The following is a 14580-nucleotide window of genomic DNA, read 5'->3' on the forward strand; positions in this document are numbered from 1 at the left end:
CCCCTCCGGCTCGGCGACGGCGCAGGCCAATCCCGAACTCCCGGGCACGGCAATGCCCGGGTGGTGTCGGAGGTGGCTGGCAGGATGAACCCGTGCGGTTCCTCGATCTGGCAGCCACCTCCGCCGCCGTGGCCGCCACCAGCGGCCGGCGCGCCAAGGTGGAGTTGCTGGCCGGCGCGCTGCGGGCGCTGGACCCGGCCGAGGTGCCGGCGGGCGCCGGGTGGCTGGCCGGTGAGCTGCGCCAGCGCCAGACCGGCGTGGGCTACGCGAGCCTGCGCGACCTGCCACCGCCGGCCACCGAGCCGACGTTGACCGTCGCCGGGGTCGACGCCGCGATCGACGGGATCGCCGCGGTGCACGGGCCCGGTTCGCAGGCACGGCGGCGGGCGCTGCTCGGCGCGCTCTACGCCGCGGCGACCGCCGAGGAGCAGCGGCTGCTGACCGGCCTGTTCAGCGGCGAGCTGCGCCAGGGCGCCCAGGCAGGGCTGCTCGCCGACGCGATCGCGAAGGCCGCCGAGGTGCCGGTGGCGGCCGTGCGCCGGGCGCTGCTGCTCGCCGGTGACCTGCGTGCGGTCGCGGCGGCCGCGCTCGACGGGGGCACCGCCGCGCTGGCCGCGTTCCGCCTCCAGGTGGGGCGGCCGCTGGCCCCGATGCTGGCGCAGAGCGCGCCCTCGGTCGACGAGGCGCTCGCCGCGACCGGCACCCCGGCGGTGGTCGACGTCAAGCTCGACGGCATCCGGATCCAGGTGCACCGCTCCGGGCAGGACATCGCGGTCTTCACCCGCAGCCTCGACGAGATCACCGGCCGGGTGCCGGAGGTGGTGGCCGCGGTGCGCGCGCTGCCCGGCCGGGAGCTGGTGCTCGACGGCGAGGCGATCGGGCTGGACGAGACCGGCCGCCCGCTGCCGTTCCAGCAGACGTCGAGCCGGGCGGCCCGCCGCACCACGCCGAGCACCGCCGGCCGCTCGCCGGTCGCCCCGGCGGTGATCGCGGCCGCCGAGACGACGGGCCAGGCGGTGCTGACGCCGTACTTCTTCGACCTGCTGCACCTCGACGGCGAGGATCTGATCGATCTGCCCGGCCGCGAACGGTGGGCGGCGTTGGCCGCCGCCGTCGACGAGTCCCTGCTGGTGGGCCGGGTGGAGGTCGACGACGCCGAGCAGGCGGGCGCGGCGTTCGCCGCGGCGATCGACGCCGGCCAGGAGGGAGTCGTGGTTAAGGCGCCCGACGCGCCCTACGACGCGGGCCGGCGCGGCGCCGCCTGGGTGAAGGTGAAGCCCCGGCACACGCTCGACCTGGTGGTGCTCGCCGTGGAGTGGGGCAGCGGCCGGCGGCGTGGCTGGCTCTCCAACCTCCACCTCGGCGCCCGTGATCCACGCACCGGCGACTTCGTGATGCTCGGCAAGACGTTCAAGGGCCTCACCGACGAGGTGCTGCGCTGGCAGACGGAGCGGTTCCTGGAGCTCGCCGTGGAGAAGGGCGACTGGGTGGTCCGCGTGCGACCGGAGCAGGTCGTCGAGATCGCCTTCGACGGGGTGCAGACCAGCTCCCGCTACCCGGGCGGGATGGCGCTGCGCTTCGCGCGGGTGGTCCGCTACCGCACCGACAAGACGGCCGCCGAGGCGGACACCATCGACGCCGTCCGGGCCATCCACGCCGGTCGCCTCACCGGCTGACCACCGCGCACCCGAGCCCCGCAGGCAGGGGTGCTCGCGGCGCGGGTCACGCCGACCGGCTCGGCTCCGGCTCGGCGGCGAGGTCGACGGGGCGGGTGTCGGGGCCGGCGGCGCGGCGCGCCTCCCGGCGGGCCGCCCAGCCGTAGCCGACCAGCGTCATACCGGCGAAGAGCCACCACTGCACGACGTACCCGAAGTTCTGCCAGTTGTTGGTGTGCCCCACGGGCACCGCCGTGAAGGCCGGGTCGGCCGCCGGGGTCTGCTCGTCCAGCAGCACGTAGGCGCCGTAGATCGGGTAGGGCAGTTCGCGGGCCAGTCGCGGCACGGCGATCCGGCGGGTCTCCAGCCGGCCGTCGCGCCGCTCCACCGCGTCGGCGCGGCTCTCGCTCTCGTGCACCCGGCCGACGACCGTCACCTCGCCGGTGGGGGCGGCGGGCACCTCCGGTCGGGCCGTCGCACCGCCCGGTGCCGGCGGGATCCAGCCCCGGTCCACGAGCACCGCGCTGCCGTCGGGCAGCACCAGCGGGGTGAGCACCTCGAAACCGACCCGGCTGTCGACCGTACGGCTGCGGACCAGGACGGTGTTCGTGGCGTCGTACCGGCCGGTGACCGTCACCCGGGTCCAGACCTTCTCCTCGGCCGGGGCCGGGCCGGCGGTGCCCGCGCCACCGGTCGGGGCCGGCAGCGCGTCGCGCAGCGGCGCCGGGGTCATCCGCTCGCCGGCGTCGATCCGCTCGTTGATCTCGGTGCGCCCGCGGTAGCGGTCCAGCTGCCAGTTGCCGAGGAAGACCATCACCGTGGCGGCGACCAGCGTCAACGCCAGGATGCCGAGCCAGCGCGGGGTCAGCAGGAACCGGTACACGCCCACGAGGCTACTCGTATGACGAGGACCACTGCCCGCGACGGTCCGGCTGCGGCCCGCGACAGGTCGTTGCGTGTCACTCACTTATCGGTGTGGACCGGTATGGTCACCGGGCGGACCGCTGGTCCCGCAGCCGCGTACCCCCGCACGCGAGGAGTCGATGATGACCGTCGTGCCGCGCCTGGTGCTCAGCGCGCCGTCCTCCGGGCACGGCAAGAACACGCTGGCGATCGGGTTGCTCGCCGCGTTCGCCGAGCGCGAGGTCGAGGTCGCCGGGTTCAAGATCGGACCGGACCGGATCGACGCCGCCTACCTCGGGCTCGCCGCCGGCCGCCCCGGGCGCACCCTCGACCCCCGGCTGGTCGGCGCCGATCGGCTCGCGCCCCTGCTCGCCCACGGCGCCGCCGGTGCCGGGCTCGCCCTGGTCCAGGGCAGCATGGGGCTGTACGACAGCGTCACCGGCCGGCCCGAGGACGACTCGACGGCGGCGGCCGCGATCGCGCTGCGCAGCCCGGTGGTGCTGGTGGTCGACGTCGCGGCGATGGGTCAGTCGGTGGCGGCGCTGGTGCACGGCTTCCGGTCGTACGACGAACAGCTGTGGCTGGGCGGGGTGATCCTCACCCGCGTGGCGTCGTCCCGGCACGAGGCGATGCTGCGCGAGGCGCTGGAGGACCTCGGGGTGCCGGTCTACGGTGCGCTGCGCCGGCAGGACCTCCCCGCGGTGCTGCCGAGCCGCCGGCACGGCGTGCTGCCGGCGATCGACGGTTCCAGCGAGGCGAAGCGGGTGGTGGGCCGGCTCGGGGAGGCGGTCGCCGGGACCGTCGACCTGGACCGGCTGCTCGGGTTGGCCCGCTCCGCCCCGCCGCTGCCCGCGACCGCCTGGTCGCCGGCGGAGGCGCTGGGCGCGGTGGAGGCTCCCGCGCGGCGTCCGGTGGTGGCGCTCGCGGGCGCGCCGGGCGGCAGTTACAGCACGCCGGAGACCGCCGAGCTGCTCCGGGCCGCCGGCGCCGAGGTGGTGACGGTCGACCCGCTGCGCGACGAGGCGCTGCCGCCGGAGACCCGCGCGCTGGTCATCGGCGGGGCCCTCCCCGAGGCGTACGCCGAGCAGCTCTCCGCCAACCGGCGGCTCTGCATCGCGGTCGCCGAGCTGGCCCGCACCGGCCGGCCGGTGATCGCGGAGGGCGCCGGCCTGCTGTGGCTCGCGCGGGAGCTGGACGGGCTGCCGATGTGCGGGGTGCTGGACGCGGTGGGCGCCAGCCGCGACGGCATGGTGATCGGTTACCGGGAGGCGACGGCCCGCACCACGAGCGTGGTCGCCCCGGAGGGCGCCGTGCTGGTCGGGCACAAGGAGCACCGGGCGGTGCTCGATCCGCGGGCCGGGCAGCGGCCGGCCTGGAGCTGGGAGGGCGGCGCGCCGGAGGGCTTCGTCTGGCGCAACGTGCACGCCTCCCAGCTCGCCCTGCACTGGGCCGGCTACCCGGAGATCGCCTCGCGGCTGGTGGCCGCGGCGGTGGCCGAGCCGGCCCCCGAGCCGGTGCCGGCCGGGCCCGGTGGGGCGAGCGCGTGATCGGTCAGGTGGCGGTCCGCCGCTTCCCGACGTTGATCGTCTCCACCCCGCGCACGGAGGTGCGGCAGCTCGTGGCCGCGGACGCGCCGCTCGTCGGGGAGATCCTCGCCGACAAGCTGACCCGCCGGTGGTTGCCGCTGGCCGACGACTCGGGCCCGATCGACGGGCACGCCTGGTGCACCGACCTGGCCCGCCAGCGGCGGGACAGCGGCGACGGCGACCACTACGGGGTGATCCGTCGGGAGGACGCGCGGCTGGTGGGGTGCCTCTGGACGCGGCGCACCGACTGGGGCGCCCGGCTCACCGAGATCTCGTACGCGGTCGCCCCGCACGCCCGTGGCTTCGGGCTGGCCGCCGAGGCGGTGGACGCGGTGGCGATCGCGCTGATCCTGGAGCACGGCTTCCAGCGGGTCGAGCTGCGGGTGGCGCCCGGCAACACCGCCTCCCGACGGGTGGCCGAGAAGGCCGGGTTCAGCTACGAGGGCCTGTTGCGCAACGCCGGCTACGTCCGCGGCGCCCGCACCGACCTGGAACTCTGGTCGTTCGTGGCCGCCGACCTCCGCTGACCCCTGGCGTGGACGAGGTTCGCCGCTGGCGGGTGGGCTGGGCAAGCGCGCCCGGCCGGGCGGTCCGGCCGGGCGCGCGGTGGTCAGCCGACCATGGCGTCGGAGGGTGGGGTGAACTGGCGGGTGGGCTTGCCCTTCAGGCCGTCCCGCAGGGTCTCCGCCACCGCGGCGATCGGGATCTGGGACTGCCCGTCGCCGACCGCGTTGAACGGGTTGTCCGGGTCGGAGATGAAGCTCGCCGCGGCCAACTCCGGGGTGTAGCCCACGAACCAGGCGGACCGGGTGCTGTCGGTCGTACCCGTCTTGCCGGCCACCGGCCGGCCGACCGTGCCGCGGACGCTGTCCGCCGTCGACCAGCCGCCGCAGCCGCCCCGCGCCGGCGTGTCCCCCGTGGGGCAGCGGGCCGCGTCGGTGGCCGCCCGCGCCGCGTCGGCGCTCACGACCTGCCGGCAGCGCGGCTTGGCGACCTCGCGGGTGATCCCGGAGGCGGTGGTGTAGGTGGCCGGTGTGCCGTCCCGGTTGAAGATGCCCTGCACCGGCATCGCCTCGCAGTACCGGCCGTCGGCGGCGATGGCCGCGTACGCGTTGGCCATCTCGAGCGGGGTGGCGTCGGAGACGCCGAGCGTGAACGCGCCCCACTTCTTCACCTTCTCCGGGGAGGCCTGGTCGCGGTCGACGTCGGTGCGCCAGCGCAGCCCGAGCTGCTCCGCGAGCCGGACGCCCGCCTCGGCGCCGATCTGCTCCTCCAGCCAGACGAAGTACGTGTTGACCGATTTGCCGAAGCCGGACCACATGGTCTGCTGGCCGCTCATCGCCCCGCTGGCGTTGGACGGCGCCCAGCCGTCGAAGACCTTCGACTGGTAGCGGTAGGGCGCGTTGAAGGAGGTGGAGAGGGGCATGCCGGAGTTGAGCGCGGCGAGCATCGGGAACATCTTGAACGTCGACCCGGCCTGGTAGCCCGGCAGGTCACCGCCGCCGAGCAGGGGCGCCACCGTGTTCGGGTAGTTCGCCTTGACCTTGGGCCCGGCCTCCGGGTTCGAGCTCTGCGGGTTCTCGCTGAGGTCCAGCGAGTACGTCCGGTTCACCGCCATCGCCTTGACCCGGCCGGTCCCGGGCTCGCTGACGACGATGCCGTTGGCGAACGGGCTGCCGGTCCCGGCCCCGAGGTTCTTCTCCGCGGCCTCCTGGATCTTCGGGTCGATGCTGAGCACGATCCGGTAGCCGCCGCGGCGCAGCTTGTCCATCCGCTCCAGCCGGTTGTCGCCGAACGCCGGCTGCGCGCTCCACCAGTTCTTCACGTAGTCGCACATGAAGCCCCAGCTGTTGTACTTCTGCGGGATGGCGGTGCAGTCGTTCGGCGGGTAGCTCAGCTTGAGTCGGATCGGTTCGGACTTGGCCGACGCGACGGCGTCCGGGGAGAGGTACCCGAGCTGGCCCATCCGGTCCAGGACGTAGTTGCGCCGCGCGGTGGCGTCCTTCTGGTCCGAGGTCGCCGGGTCGTACTCGCTCGGCGATTTGACCAGCCCGGCGAGGGTCGCCGCCTCGACCGGGGTGAGGTCCTTCGGCGTCTTCGAGAAGAAGATCTCGCTGGCCGCGTAGATGCCGTACGCCCGGTGGCCGAAGTACGCGGAGTTCAGGTAGCGCTCGAGGATGTCCTCCTTGCTCAGCTCCTTCTCCAGGTCCAGCGCCAGCCGCATCTCCTTGATCTTGCGCAGGCTGGTCTGCTGGGTGGCCTCCTGGACCTCCTTGGGCGTCGTCGCGCTGTCCCGCAACGCCATGCGGACGTACTGCATGGTGAGTGTGGACGCGCCCTGGGACACCCCGCTCGACCGGGCGTTGGCCACGAAGGCCCGGACGACGCCCTTCGGGTCGACGCCCCGGTGCTGGTAGAAGCGCGAGTCCTCGGCGGCCACGATGGCCTGCTGGATGTTCGGCGACATGTCCGACAGCTTCGTGTACTGCCGGTACTCCTCGTAGAACATCGTCAGCATCGTCTTACCGTCCGGCGCGTAGAGGTACGAGGTCTCCGCGGGCAGGGCGGTGGTCAGCAGTTTGGTCTTGTGCTCCGTGGCGTGCGCGGTGGCCTTGGCGCCGAGACCCGTGAAGGCGACCACGGGGTACGCGACAGCGGCGATCACGATGCCGGCGATCAGCCCGGCGCGGAGGAGAGGAACGGCACGACCAGCGGTGGCAAGGGGTCGGTTGCTCACAGGGCCAAGCTATGACATTTCCGATTCGGAAATGAGAAGAATTCATAAACGGGCGGAGGTTCGGCGGTGGTGACGGGACCCACGCCGTGATCGGCTGTCCCGCGCGCCGGCTTCCCGGCAGGATCGCGGGCATGCGTCATCTGCCGGGCGGGACATCGCCGGAGGTCGGGGAGCGGCCCGCCGCGGCCGAGCCGGACCTCGGTCACCACGGCGACGCGGAGGTGGCCGAAGGGCTGGTCGACCTCGCGGTCAACGTGCGCCGGGCACCGCTGCCGCCGTGGCTGTCCGGGCCCATCACCGCCTCGCTGACCGACCTCGCCCGGTACCCCGACCCGGCGCCGGCCCGCGCCGCGGTCGCCGCCCGGCACCGCCGCCCCCCGGAGGAGGTGCTGCTCACCGCCGGCGCCGCCGAGGGGTTCGTGCTCATCGCCCAGGCGCTGCGCGGCGTACGCCGGCCGGTCGTGGTGCACCCGCAGTTCACCGAGCCCGAGGCGGCGCTGCGGGCGGCGGGTCACCGGGTGGAACGGGTCCTGCTCGACGCCGCCGACGGGTTCCGCCTCGATCCGGCCCGGATCCCCGCCGACGCCGACCTGGTCATGATCGGCAACCCCACGAACCCGACCTCGGTGCTGCACCCGGCCGCGACCCTCGCCGCGCTGGCCCGTCCCGGCCGGGTGCTGGTGGTCGACGAGGCGTTCGCCGACACCACCGCCGCGCCCGGTCGCCCGGGTGAACCGGAATCCCTCGCGAGCCGCCGGGACCTGCCCGGCCTGCTCGTGGTGCGCAGCCTCACCAAGACCTGGGGGCTGGCCGGGCTGCGGATCGGCTACCTCCTCGGCGAGCCCGACCTGCTGGCGAGGCTGGCCGCCGTGCAGCCGCTCTGGGCGGTCTCCACGCCCGCGCTCGCGGCGGCCGCCGCCTGCGCCGGCCCGCTCGCGGTCGAGGCCGAGCGCGCCATCGCCGCCCGGCTCGCCGCCGACCGCGACCACCTGGTGGCCCGTCTCGGTGACCTGCCGGGCGTACGCGTCGCCGGCCGGCCCGCGAGCGCGTTCGTGCTGATCCACCTCCCCGGCGCCGCCGCGGTGCGCGTCGCGCTGCGCGAACGCGGGTGGGCCGTACGCCGGGGCGACACCTTCCCCGGCCTCGGGCCGGACTGGCTCCGGGTGGCGGTGCGGGATCATGCCACCACCGACGCGTTCACCCGGGTACTGGGCGAGATCCTGGAGGCATGATGCTGGAGACCACCATCGCGGCGATCCGGCCGCTGGACGAGGCCGCGATGGCGGCGGCCCGGGAGTTGCAGGGGCGGCTCACCAAGCCCGCCGGTTCGCTCGGCGCCCTGGAGGAGCTCTCGGTACGCCTCGCCGGGCTCGCCGGGGCCTGCCCACCCCCGCTGCCGGAGCCGGCCGCCGTCGCGATCTTCGCCGGTGACCACGGCGTGCACGCCCAGGGAGTGAGCCCCTGGCCGCAGGAGGTCACGGCACAGATGATCGCCAACTTCCTCGGCGGCGGCGCGGTGGTCAACGCGTTCGCCCGGCAGGCCGGCGCCTCGGTCACCGTGGTCGACGTCGGTGTGGCCACGCCGATCCCCGGCGCCGAGTCACCCGTCCCCGGTGACGTACGCGGGCCGCGGCTGGTCAGCGCCACCGTGCGGCCCGGCACGCGGGACCTCACGGTGACCGCGGCGCTCACCCGCGACGAGGCCCGGGCGGCGGTGGAGACCGGACTCCGGGTCGCCCACGAGCTGATCGACGGCGGGGCCCGGATCCTGCTCACCGGTGACATGGGCATCGGCAACACCACGCCCGCCGCCGCGCTGATCGCGGCCTTCACCGGCGCCGACGCGGCCGACGCGACGGGGCGCGGCACGGGCGTGGACGACCCGACGTACCGCCGGAAGGTCGAGGTGGTGCGGACGGCGCTCGACCGGCACCGGCCGGACCCGGCCGATCCGCTGGGCGTGCTGGCCGCGATCGGCGGCCTCGAACACGCGGCGCTGGCCGGGCTGATCCTCGGTGCCGCCGCGCGGCGGGTCCCGGTGCTGCTGGACGGGGTGATCGCGGGCTCGGCCGCTCTCGCCGCCGCGGCCTTCGCCCCGGACGCCGTGGGCGCCATGGTCGCCGGTCACCGCTCGGCCGAGCCGGGCGCCGCCCTCGCGTTGCGGCGGCTCGGCCTCGAACCGCTGATCGACCTGGGCCTGCGCCTCGGCGAGGGTACGGGCGCGCTGCTGGCGCTGCCGGTGGTCACCGGAGCGGTCCGGGTGCTGCACGAGGTCGCCACGTTCGACTCGGCCGGGGTGGTGGAGAAGTGAGGGCGCCCGCAGGACGATGCGCGCGGGCCGGCCGGCCCGGCGACGAGGTGACGGTGTGAGCGAGCGGGACACCCCGCCGGGAGGCGGCTCCCCGTACCCACTCGGTCTGCGCCTCGGGGGGCGGCGGGTGGTGGTGGTCGGTGGCGGCGCGGTGGCCACCCGGCGGGTGCCGGCGTTGCTGGACGCGGGTGCGGACGTCCTGCTGGTGGCCCCGGAGCTGACGCCCGCCCTGCGCGCGCACGCCGACGCCGGCCGGCTGCGCTGGGCGGCACGCCGGTTCACGCCCGCCGACCTGGACGGGGCCTGGCTGGTGCAGGTGGCGGTGGACGACCCGGTGGCTGCCTCGGCGGTCAGCGCGGCGGCCGAGGACCGGCGCGTCTTCTGCGTACGCGCCGACGACCGGCTCGCCGCGACGGCGTGGACGCCCGCCGTCACCCGGCACGGCCCGGTGACCGTGGCGGTGCTGGGCGGGGGCGACCCTCGCCGGGCGATGAGCGTCCGGGACGCCGTTCGTGACCTGCTGGCCGCGCGCGGCGGCCCGCTGTCGGCCGACCCGGCGGAAGGGGATCGTCCCGGCGGCCGGGTGGCCCTGGTCGGGGCCGGGCCGGGCGACCCCGAGCTGATCACGGTGAAGGGGTGGCGGTTGCTCACCCGGGCGGACGTCGTGGTCGCCGACCGGCTGGTGCCGGGGCTGCTCCTCGACGAGCTGCGCGCCGACGTGGAGCTGGTGGACGCCTCGAAGATCCCGTACGGGCCGTCCCGCGCCCAGGAGGAGATCAACCGGATCCTGGTCGACCGTGCCCGGGCGGGCCGGTTCGTGGTGCGGCTCAAGGGCGGCGACCCGTACGTCTTCGGCCGGGGCGGTGAGGAGCTGCTGGCCTGCGCGGCCGCCGGGGTGCCGGTGACCGTCGTTCCCGGGGTGACCAGCGCCGTCGCCGTGCCCGCGGTGGCCGGCATCCCGGTCACCCACCGGGCGGTGGCCCACGAGTTCACCGTGGTCTCCGGGCACGTGGCGCCCGACTCGCCGGCCTCGCTGGTGCGCTGGGACGCGCTCGCCGCGCTGCGCGGCACCCTGGTGGTCCTCATGGGGCTGAAGAACCTGGCCGCGATCGCCGCCACCCTGGTCGCGCACGGCCGGCCCGCGCAGACCCCGGCGGCCGTGGTGCAGGAGGGGACGACGGGCGGCCAGCGCGTGCTCCGCTCGACCCTCGGCACGGTGGCCGCCGACGTCGCGGCCGCCGACCTGCGCCCACCCGCGATCGTGGTGGTCGGCGACGTGGTGACGACCCTGTCACCGCCCGCCCCCTGACGCGGCGCGGCCCCGGGCGCCCGTGGGGGAGCCCGGGGCCGCCGGTCGCGGTCACTGCTTGAGCATGTTGTCCAGCAGCAGCGCGCAGCGGATCAGGCCGAGGTGGCTGTAGGCCTGCGGGTGGTTGCCCAGCCCGCGCTCGGCGAGCGGGTCGTACTGCTCGGGGAGCAGGCCGGTCGGCCCCGCGGTGTCGATCATCTGGGCGAACAGCTCCTCGGCGTCACCGCGCCGGCCGGTGCGGAGGTACGCCTCGATGAGCCACGCCGTGCAGATGTGGAAGCCGCCCTCGCGGCCGGGCAGGCCGTCGTCCCAGTGGTAGCGGTAGACGACCGGGCCGCTGCGCAGGTCCGCCTCGATCTTGAGCACGGTCGAGAGGAAGCGCGGGTCGTCGCCCGGGAGCAGGCCGGAGAGGCCGATCCAGAGCGAGGAGGCGTCCATGTCCTCGTCGCCGTACGCGACGCTGTACGCCTCGGCGTGCTCGTGCCAGCCGTACTCGAGCACGTTGGCGGCGATCCGGTCGCGCAGGTCCACCCACTCCGGCCGGTCCTCGCCGCCGTGCTGGCGGACGACGTGCAGCGCCCGGTCCACGGTCATCCAGCACATGACCTTGGAGAAGATGTGGTGCCGAGGCGGGAGACGCGCCTCCCAGATGCCGTGGTCGGGCTCGTGCCAGCGGCGGGAGACCGCCTCGACCATCGACTCCAGCACCCGCCACTCGGTCTCGCGTACCGAGCCGCGCAGGTCGGCCACGGCGGCGATCAGGTCGGCGACCGGACCGAACACGTCCAGCTGGAGCTGGTGGTTGGCCAGGTTGCCCACCCGCACCGGCCGGGAGCCGGCGTAGCCGGGCAGGGTGTCGATGACCGCCTCGGCGCCGAGCTCGTACCCGTCGACCGTGTAGAGCGGGTGCAGCCGCTCCGGGTGGCCGCCGGTGCGCTCGACGACCCCGTCGATCCACCGCAGCAGCCCCTCGGCCTCCTCGGTGGAGCCGAGGTCGACAAGCGACCGGGCGGTCAGCGCGGCGTCGCGCAGCCAGCAGTAGCGGTAGTCCCAGTTGCGGACGCCGCCCAGCTCCTCCGGCAGCGACGTGGTCGCGGCGGCGAGGATCGAGCCGGTGGCCTCGTGACAGAGCCCGCGCAGCGTGAGGGCGCTGCGGACGACCAGGTCGCGAGCGGTGTTGGGCAGCCGGAGCGAGGCCACCCAGTCCTTCCACGGCTGCTCGGCCGCGGCCTGGCGCTCGTGCACCGTGAGCCGGTGGTGCTCCAGGCTGTGCGTGCCGAAGCGCAGCTCCAGCACGATCTGGCCGCCGGCGGCCCGGAGGTCGACGACGGCCCGGGCGCTCTCGTAGTTGCCGTCGCTGGTGACCTCCCACTCCACGCCCGGGGAGTAGAGCGCGACGGGTTCGTTGGAGCCGAGCACCAGCAGGCCGTCGTCGAGGGGCTGCAGCTGCACGGCGACCTGGCCGAACTCGGGCCGGGGCGCGAACTCGATGCGGGCCCGCCCGGTGCCGGTGAGCACCCGGACCAGGGTCGAGTCGAACGTGACGACGGCCGGGCCGTCGGGGGTGGTCTCCTTGGCCGGCTTGTCGAGCCAGTCGGTGACGGTGAGGCCGGACCAGCGCGTCTCCACGGTCATGGTGCCGGAGCGGTAGCGCTGGCCCAGTGGGATGCCACCGCGCTCCGGCGAGACGCTGAAGTGCCCGGCGGGGCTGCCACCGACCAGGTCGGCGAAGATCGCCGCCGAGTCCGGCTTCGGGTGGCAGAGCCAGGTGACCTTGGCCTCCGGCGTGAGCAGCGCGACGGTCCGCCCGTTGGCCAGCATCGAGTGCCGCTCGATGGGCACGGCCCGCTCGCCGAAGAGCCAGTGCCGCCGGGTCTCCAGCAGCAGACCGAGGGCGCGGGCGGCCTCGATCGGCTCGGCGACCCGGTAGCCGGCCTGGGTGTCACCAGGGCCGATCTTGATGCCCACGTCCGGACCGTGCAGGTTGCCGAAGGCGTTCTCGTCGGTGACGTCGTCGCCGATGAAGAGCACCGCGCTGGCGGAGAGCTGGGTGCGCAGCTGGTCGACCGCGGTGCCCTTGTGGGTGGCGACCACCGACAGCTCGATGACCTCCTTGCCCTGGGTGACGGTGACGCCGTCCCAGGTGGCCGGGCCGCTGCGCACCGCCTCGATGGCGGCGGCGGCGACCTGCGGGTCGACGCCGCGGGTGTGCACGGCGACGCTCGCCGGCTTGCGCTCCAGCCGGATGCCCGGGTGGGCGGCGGCGATCTCGCGCAGCGCGTCCCGCAGCCGGGTGCGGATCGCGATCAGCTCGGGGGAGAGGCGCTCGACGAAACCGATGTCGAACTCGGAGCCGTGGCTGCCCACCAGGTGCACCTCACTGGGCAGCCGGGAGAGGGCGGCGAGGTCGCGCAGCGCCCGGCCGGAGACCACCGCCACGGTGGTCTGGGGGAGCGCGGCCAGCGCCCGGACCGCCGCCACCGCCTCGGGCAGCGGGACGGCCTTGCTCGGGTCCTCGACGATCGGCGCCAGGGTGCCGTCGTAGTCGCACGCGACCAGGAGCTGGGGTACGCGGGCGATGCGGCCGATGGCGGCGCGCAGCTCGCGGTCCATGACGTCGGTGGCGACGACGGCGCCACCGGGAACGGGGGTGGTCACGCGGCCTCCGCCTCCGGGGCGCCGAGTTCGGTGAGGAACGACTGGGCCCAGTGGCCGACGTCGTTGGTACGTAGATGGCGTTGCATTGTCCGCATGCGGCGGCGCGCCTCCGGCTTCTCGACGTGCACGGCCCGCAGCAGGGCGTCCTTGACCGCGTCCGGGTCGTGCGGGTTGCACAGGAACGCCTGGCGCAGCTCGGTGGCGGCGCCGGCGAACTCACTGAGCACGAGCGCGCCACCCTGGTCGGCGCGCGATGCCACGTACTCCTTGGCCACCAGATTCATCCCGTCTCGCAGCGGGGTCACCATCATCACGTCGGCAGCGACGTACATCGCGGCGAGTTCGCTGCGGCTGTACGACTGATGCAGATAATGCACCGCCGGCACCCCGACCCTGCCGAATTCGCCATTTATCCGACCAACTTCGCGTTCCACCTTGACGCGCAGCGCCTGGTAGTGCTCGACGCGCTCGCGGCTGGGCGTGGCGACCTGCACCATGACCGCGTCCGGGACGCTCAGTTTGCCGTCGGCCAGCAGCTCGCGGAAGGCCTTGAGACGCAGTTCGATGCCCTTGGTGTAGTCGAGCCGGTCCACGCCCAGGATGATCGTGCGCGGGTTGCCCAGCTCCTCCCGGATCTCCTTGGCCCGGGCCTGCACCGCCGGGTCGGCGGCCATCCGCTCCATCTCCTTCGTGTCGATGGAGATGGGGAACGCGCCGGCCTTCACCTGCCGGCCGTCGACCTGGATCATCTGGCCCTCGTACCGGAGCCCGAGCAGGTGCCGGGCCAGCCGGACGAAGTTCTGCGCGGCCAGCCGCTGCTGGAACCCGACCAGGTCGGCGCCGAGGAGACCCCGGAGGATCTCGGTGCGGAACGGCATCTGCATGAACAGCTCGATCGGCGGGAACGGGATGTGCAGGAAGAAGCCGATGCGCAGGTCCGGCCGCAGCTCACGGAGCATCGCCGGCACCAGCTGGAGCTGGTAGTCCTGCACCCAGACCGTCGCGCCCTCGGCCGCGACGTCCGCGGCGGCCTCCGCGAAGCGGGCGTTGACCAGGCGGTACGTCTCCCGCCAGCGCCGCTTGTAGACCGGCGTCTCCACGGCGTCGTGGTAGAGCGGCCAGATCGTCGCGTTCGACTGCCCCTCGTAGTAGCGCTCCAGCTCCTCGGCGCTCAGCGGCACCGGGTGCAGGTGGATGCCCTCCAGGTCGAACGGCTCGGGCGCCGCGCCGGTGCCACCGGCCCACCCGACCCACGTGCCCTGGTGCTCGGCGAGGACGGGGTGCAGCGCGGTCACCAGCCCACCCGGGCTGCGGCGCCACTGCCGTCCCTCTGGTGTGCTCACCTCGTCGACAGGCAGGCGGTTCGCCACTACGACAAAGGAGCTGCGGACGGTCACGTTCGGCCACCTCCGGTGCTGACG

General features: G+C 74.7%; 10 protein-coding genes. 6 read left to right on the top strand and 4 right to left on the bottom strand.

Features of this window, described 5'->3' with window-relative positions:
- Positions 1-92 precede the first annotated feature (92 nt).
- On the top strand, positions 93-1676 hold the full coding sequence (locus SM573_RS11535) for an ATP-dependent DNA ligase (protein WP_474616023.1): 1584 nt from the start codon (positions 93-95) through the stop codon (positions 1674-1676).
- A gap of 46 nt (positions 1677-1722) precedes the next feature.
- Here the strand turns inward: SM573_RS11535 and SM573_RS11540 are convergent, their stop codons facing one another.
- Positions 1723-2544 carry an SURF1 family cytochrome oxidase biogenesis protein gene (locus SM573_RS11540; protein WP_474616024.1) on the bottom strand — a complete coding sequence of 274 codons (822 nt, stop codon included), beginning with the start codon at positions 2542-2544 and terminating at the stop codon, positions 1723-1725.
- A gap of 157 nt (positions 2545-2701) precedes the next feature.
- Here SM573_RS11540 and SM573_RS11545 point away from each other — a divergent pair, with 157 nt between their 5' ends.
- Together SM573_RS11545 and SM573_RS11550 are read left to right on the top strand one after the other, a co-directional pair.
- Entirely contained in the window at positions 2702-4105 is a 1404-nt protein-coding gene (locus SM573_RS11545) for a cobyrinate a,c-diamide synthase (RefSeq protein WP_474616025.1), read from the top strand.
- Complete coding sequence (locus SM573_RS11550; protein WP_474614267.1) at positions 4102-4671, top strand: GNAT family N-acetyltransferase; 570 nt, start codon at positions 4102-4104, stop codon at positions 4669-4671. Before SM573_RS11545 ends, SM573_RS11550 begins: the two co-directional genes overlap by 4 nt.
- An 83-nt stretch (positions 4672-4754) precedes the next feature.
- On the opposite strand, the gene SM573_RS11555 is transcribed toward SM573_RS11550, so the two are convergent.
- Entirely contained in the window at positions 4755-6881 is a 2127-nt protein-coding gene (locus SM573_RS11555; RefSeq protein ID WP_474616026.1) for a transglycosylase domain-containing protein, read from the bottom strand.
- Positions 6882-7012: 131 nt separating this feature from the next.
- On the opposite strand from SM573_RS11555, the gene cobC reads away from it, so the two are divergent.
- From cobC to cobA, 3 genes are read left to right on the top strand one after another with little or no spacing between them, the layout of a single operon-like run.
- Positions 7013-8113: an Rv2231c family pyridoxal phosphate-dependent protein CobC gene (gene cobC / locus SM573_RS11560; protein ID WP_474616027.1), complete on the top strand. Its 1101-nt coding sequence runs from the start codon at positions 7013-7015 to the stop codon at positions 8111-8113.
- On the top strand, positions 8113-9192 hold the full coding sequence (cobT, locus tag SM573_RS11565; RefSeq protein ID WP_474616065.1) for a nicotinate-nucleotide--dimethylbenzimidazole phosphoribosyltransferase: 1080 nt from the start codon (positions 8113-8115) through the stop codon (positions 9190-9192). Before cobC ends, cobT begins: the two co-directional genes overlap by 1 nt.
- 55 nt (positions 9193-9247) lie before the next feature.
- Entirely contained in the window at positions 9248-10501 is a 1254-nt protein-coding gene (gene cobA, locus SM573_RS11570) for a uroporphyrinogen-III C-methyltransferase (protein ID WP_474614264.1), read from the top strand.
- A gap of 51 nt (positions 10502-10552) precedes the next feature.
- Here cobA and otsB read toward each other — a convergent pair whose 3' ends face one another.
- Together otsB and SM573_RS11580 are read right to left on the bottom strand one after the other, a co-directional pair.
- Positions 10553-13114: a trehalose-phosphatase gene (gene otsB / locus SM573_RS11575; protein ID WP_474614362.1), complete on the bottom strand. Its 2562-nt coding sequence runs from the start codon at positions 13112-13114 to the stop codon at positions 10553-10555.
- A 41-nt stretch (positions 13115-13155) separates the two neighbouring features.
- The gene (locus SM573_RS11580) at positions 13156-14556 is read right to left on the bottom strand and encodes an alpha,alpha-trehalose-phosphate synthase (UDP-forming) (protein WP_474614263.1); all 1401 of its coding nucleotides are present in this window, start codon (positions 14554-14556) and stop codon (positions 13156-13158) included.
- Between the last annotated feature and the right edge of the window lie 24 nt (positions 14557-14580).

The organism is Micromonospora xinjiangensis (assembly GCF_056150165.1).

Excerpts from the sequence above, each read along its gene's own strand:
- SM573_RS11545 (WP_474616025.1), top strand. The coding sequence starts at position 2,702 with ATGACCGTCGTGCCGCGCCTGGTGCTCAGCGCGCCGTCCTCCGGGCAC.
- cobC (WP_474616027.1), top strand. The coding sequence starts at position 7,013 with ATGCGTCATCTGCCGGGCGGGACATCGCCGGAGGTCGGGGAGCGGCCC.
- cobT (WP_474616065.1), top strand. The coding sequence starts at position 8,113 with ATGCTGGAGACCACCATCGCGGCGATCCGGCCGCTGGACGAGGCCGCG.
- otsB (WP_474614362.1), bottom strand. The coding sequence starts at position 13,114 with ATGGACCGCGAGCTGCGCGCCGCCATCGGCCGCATCGCCCGCGTACCC.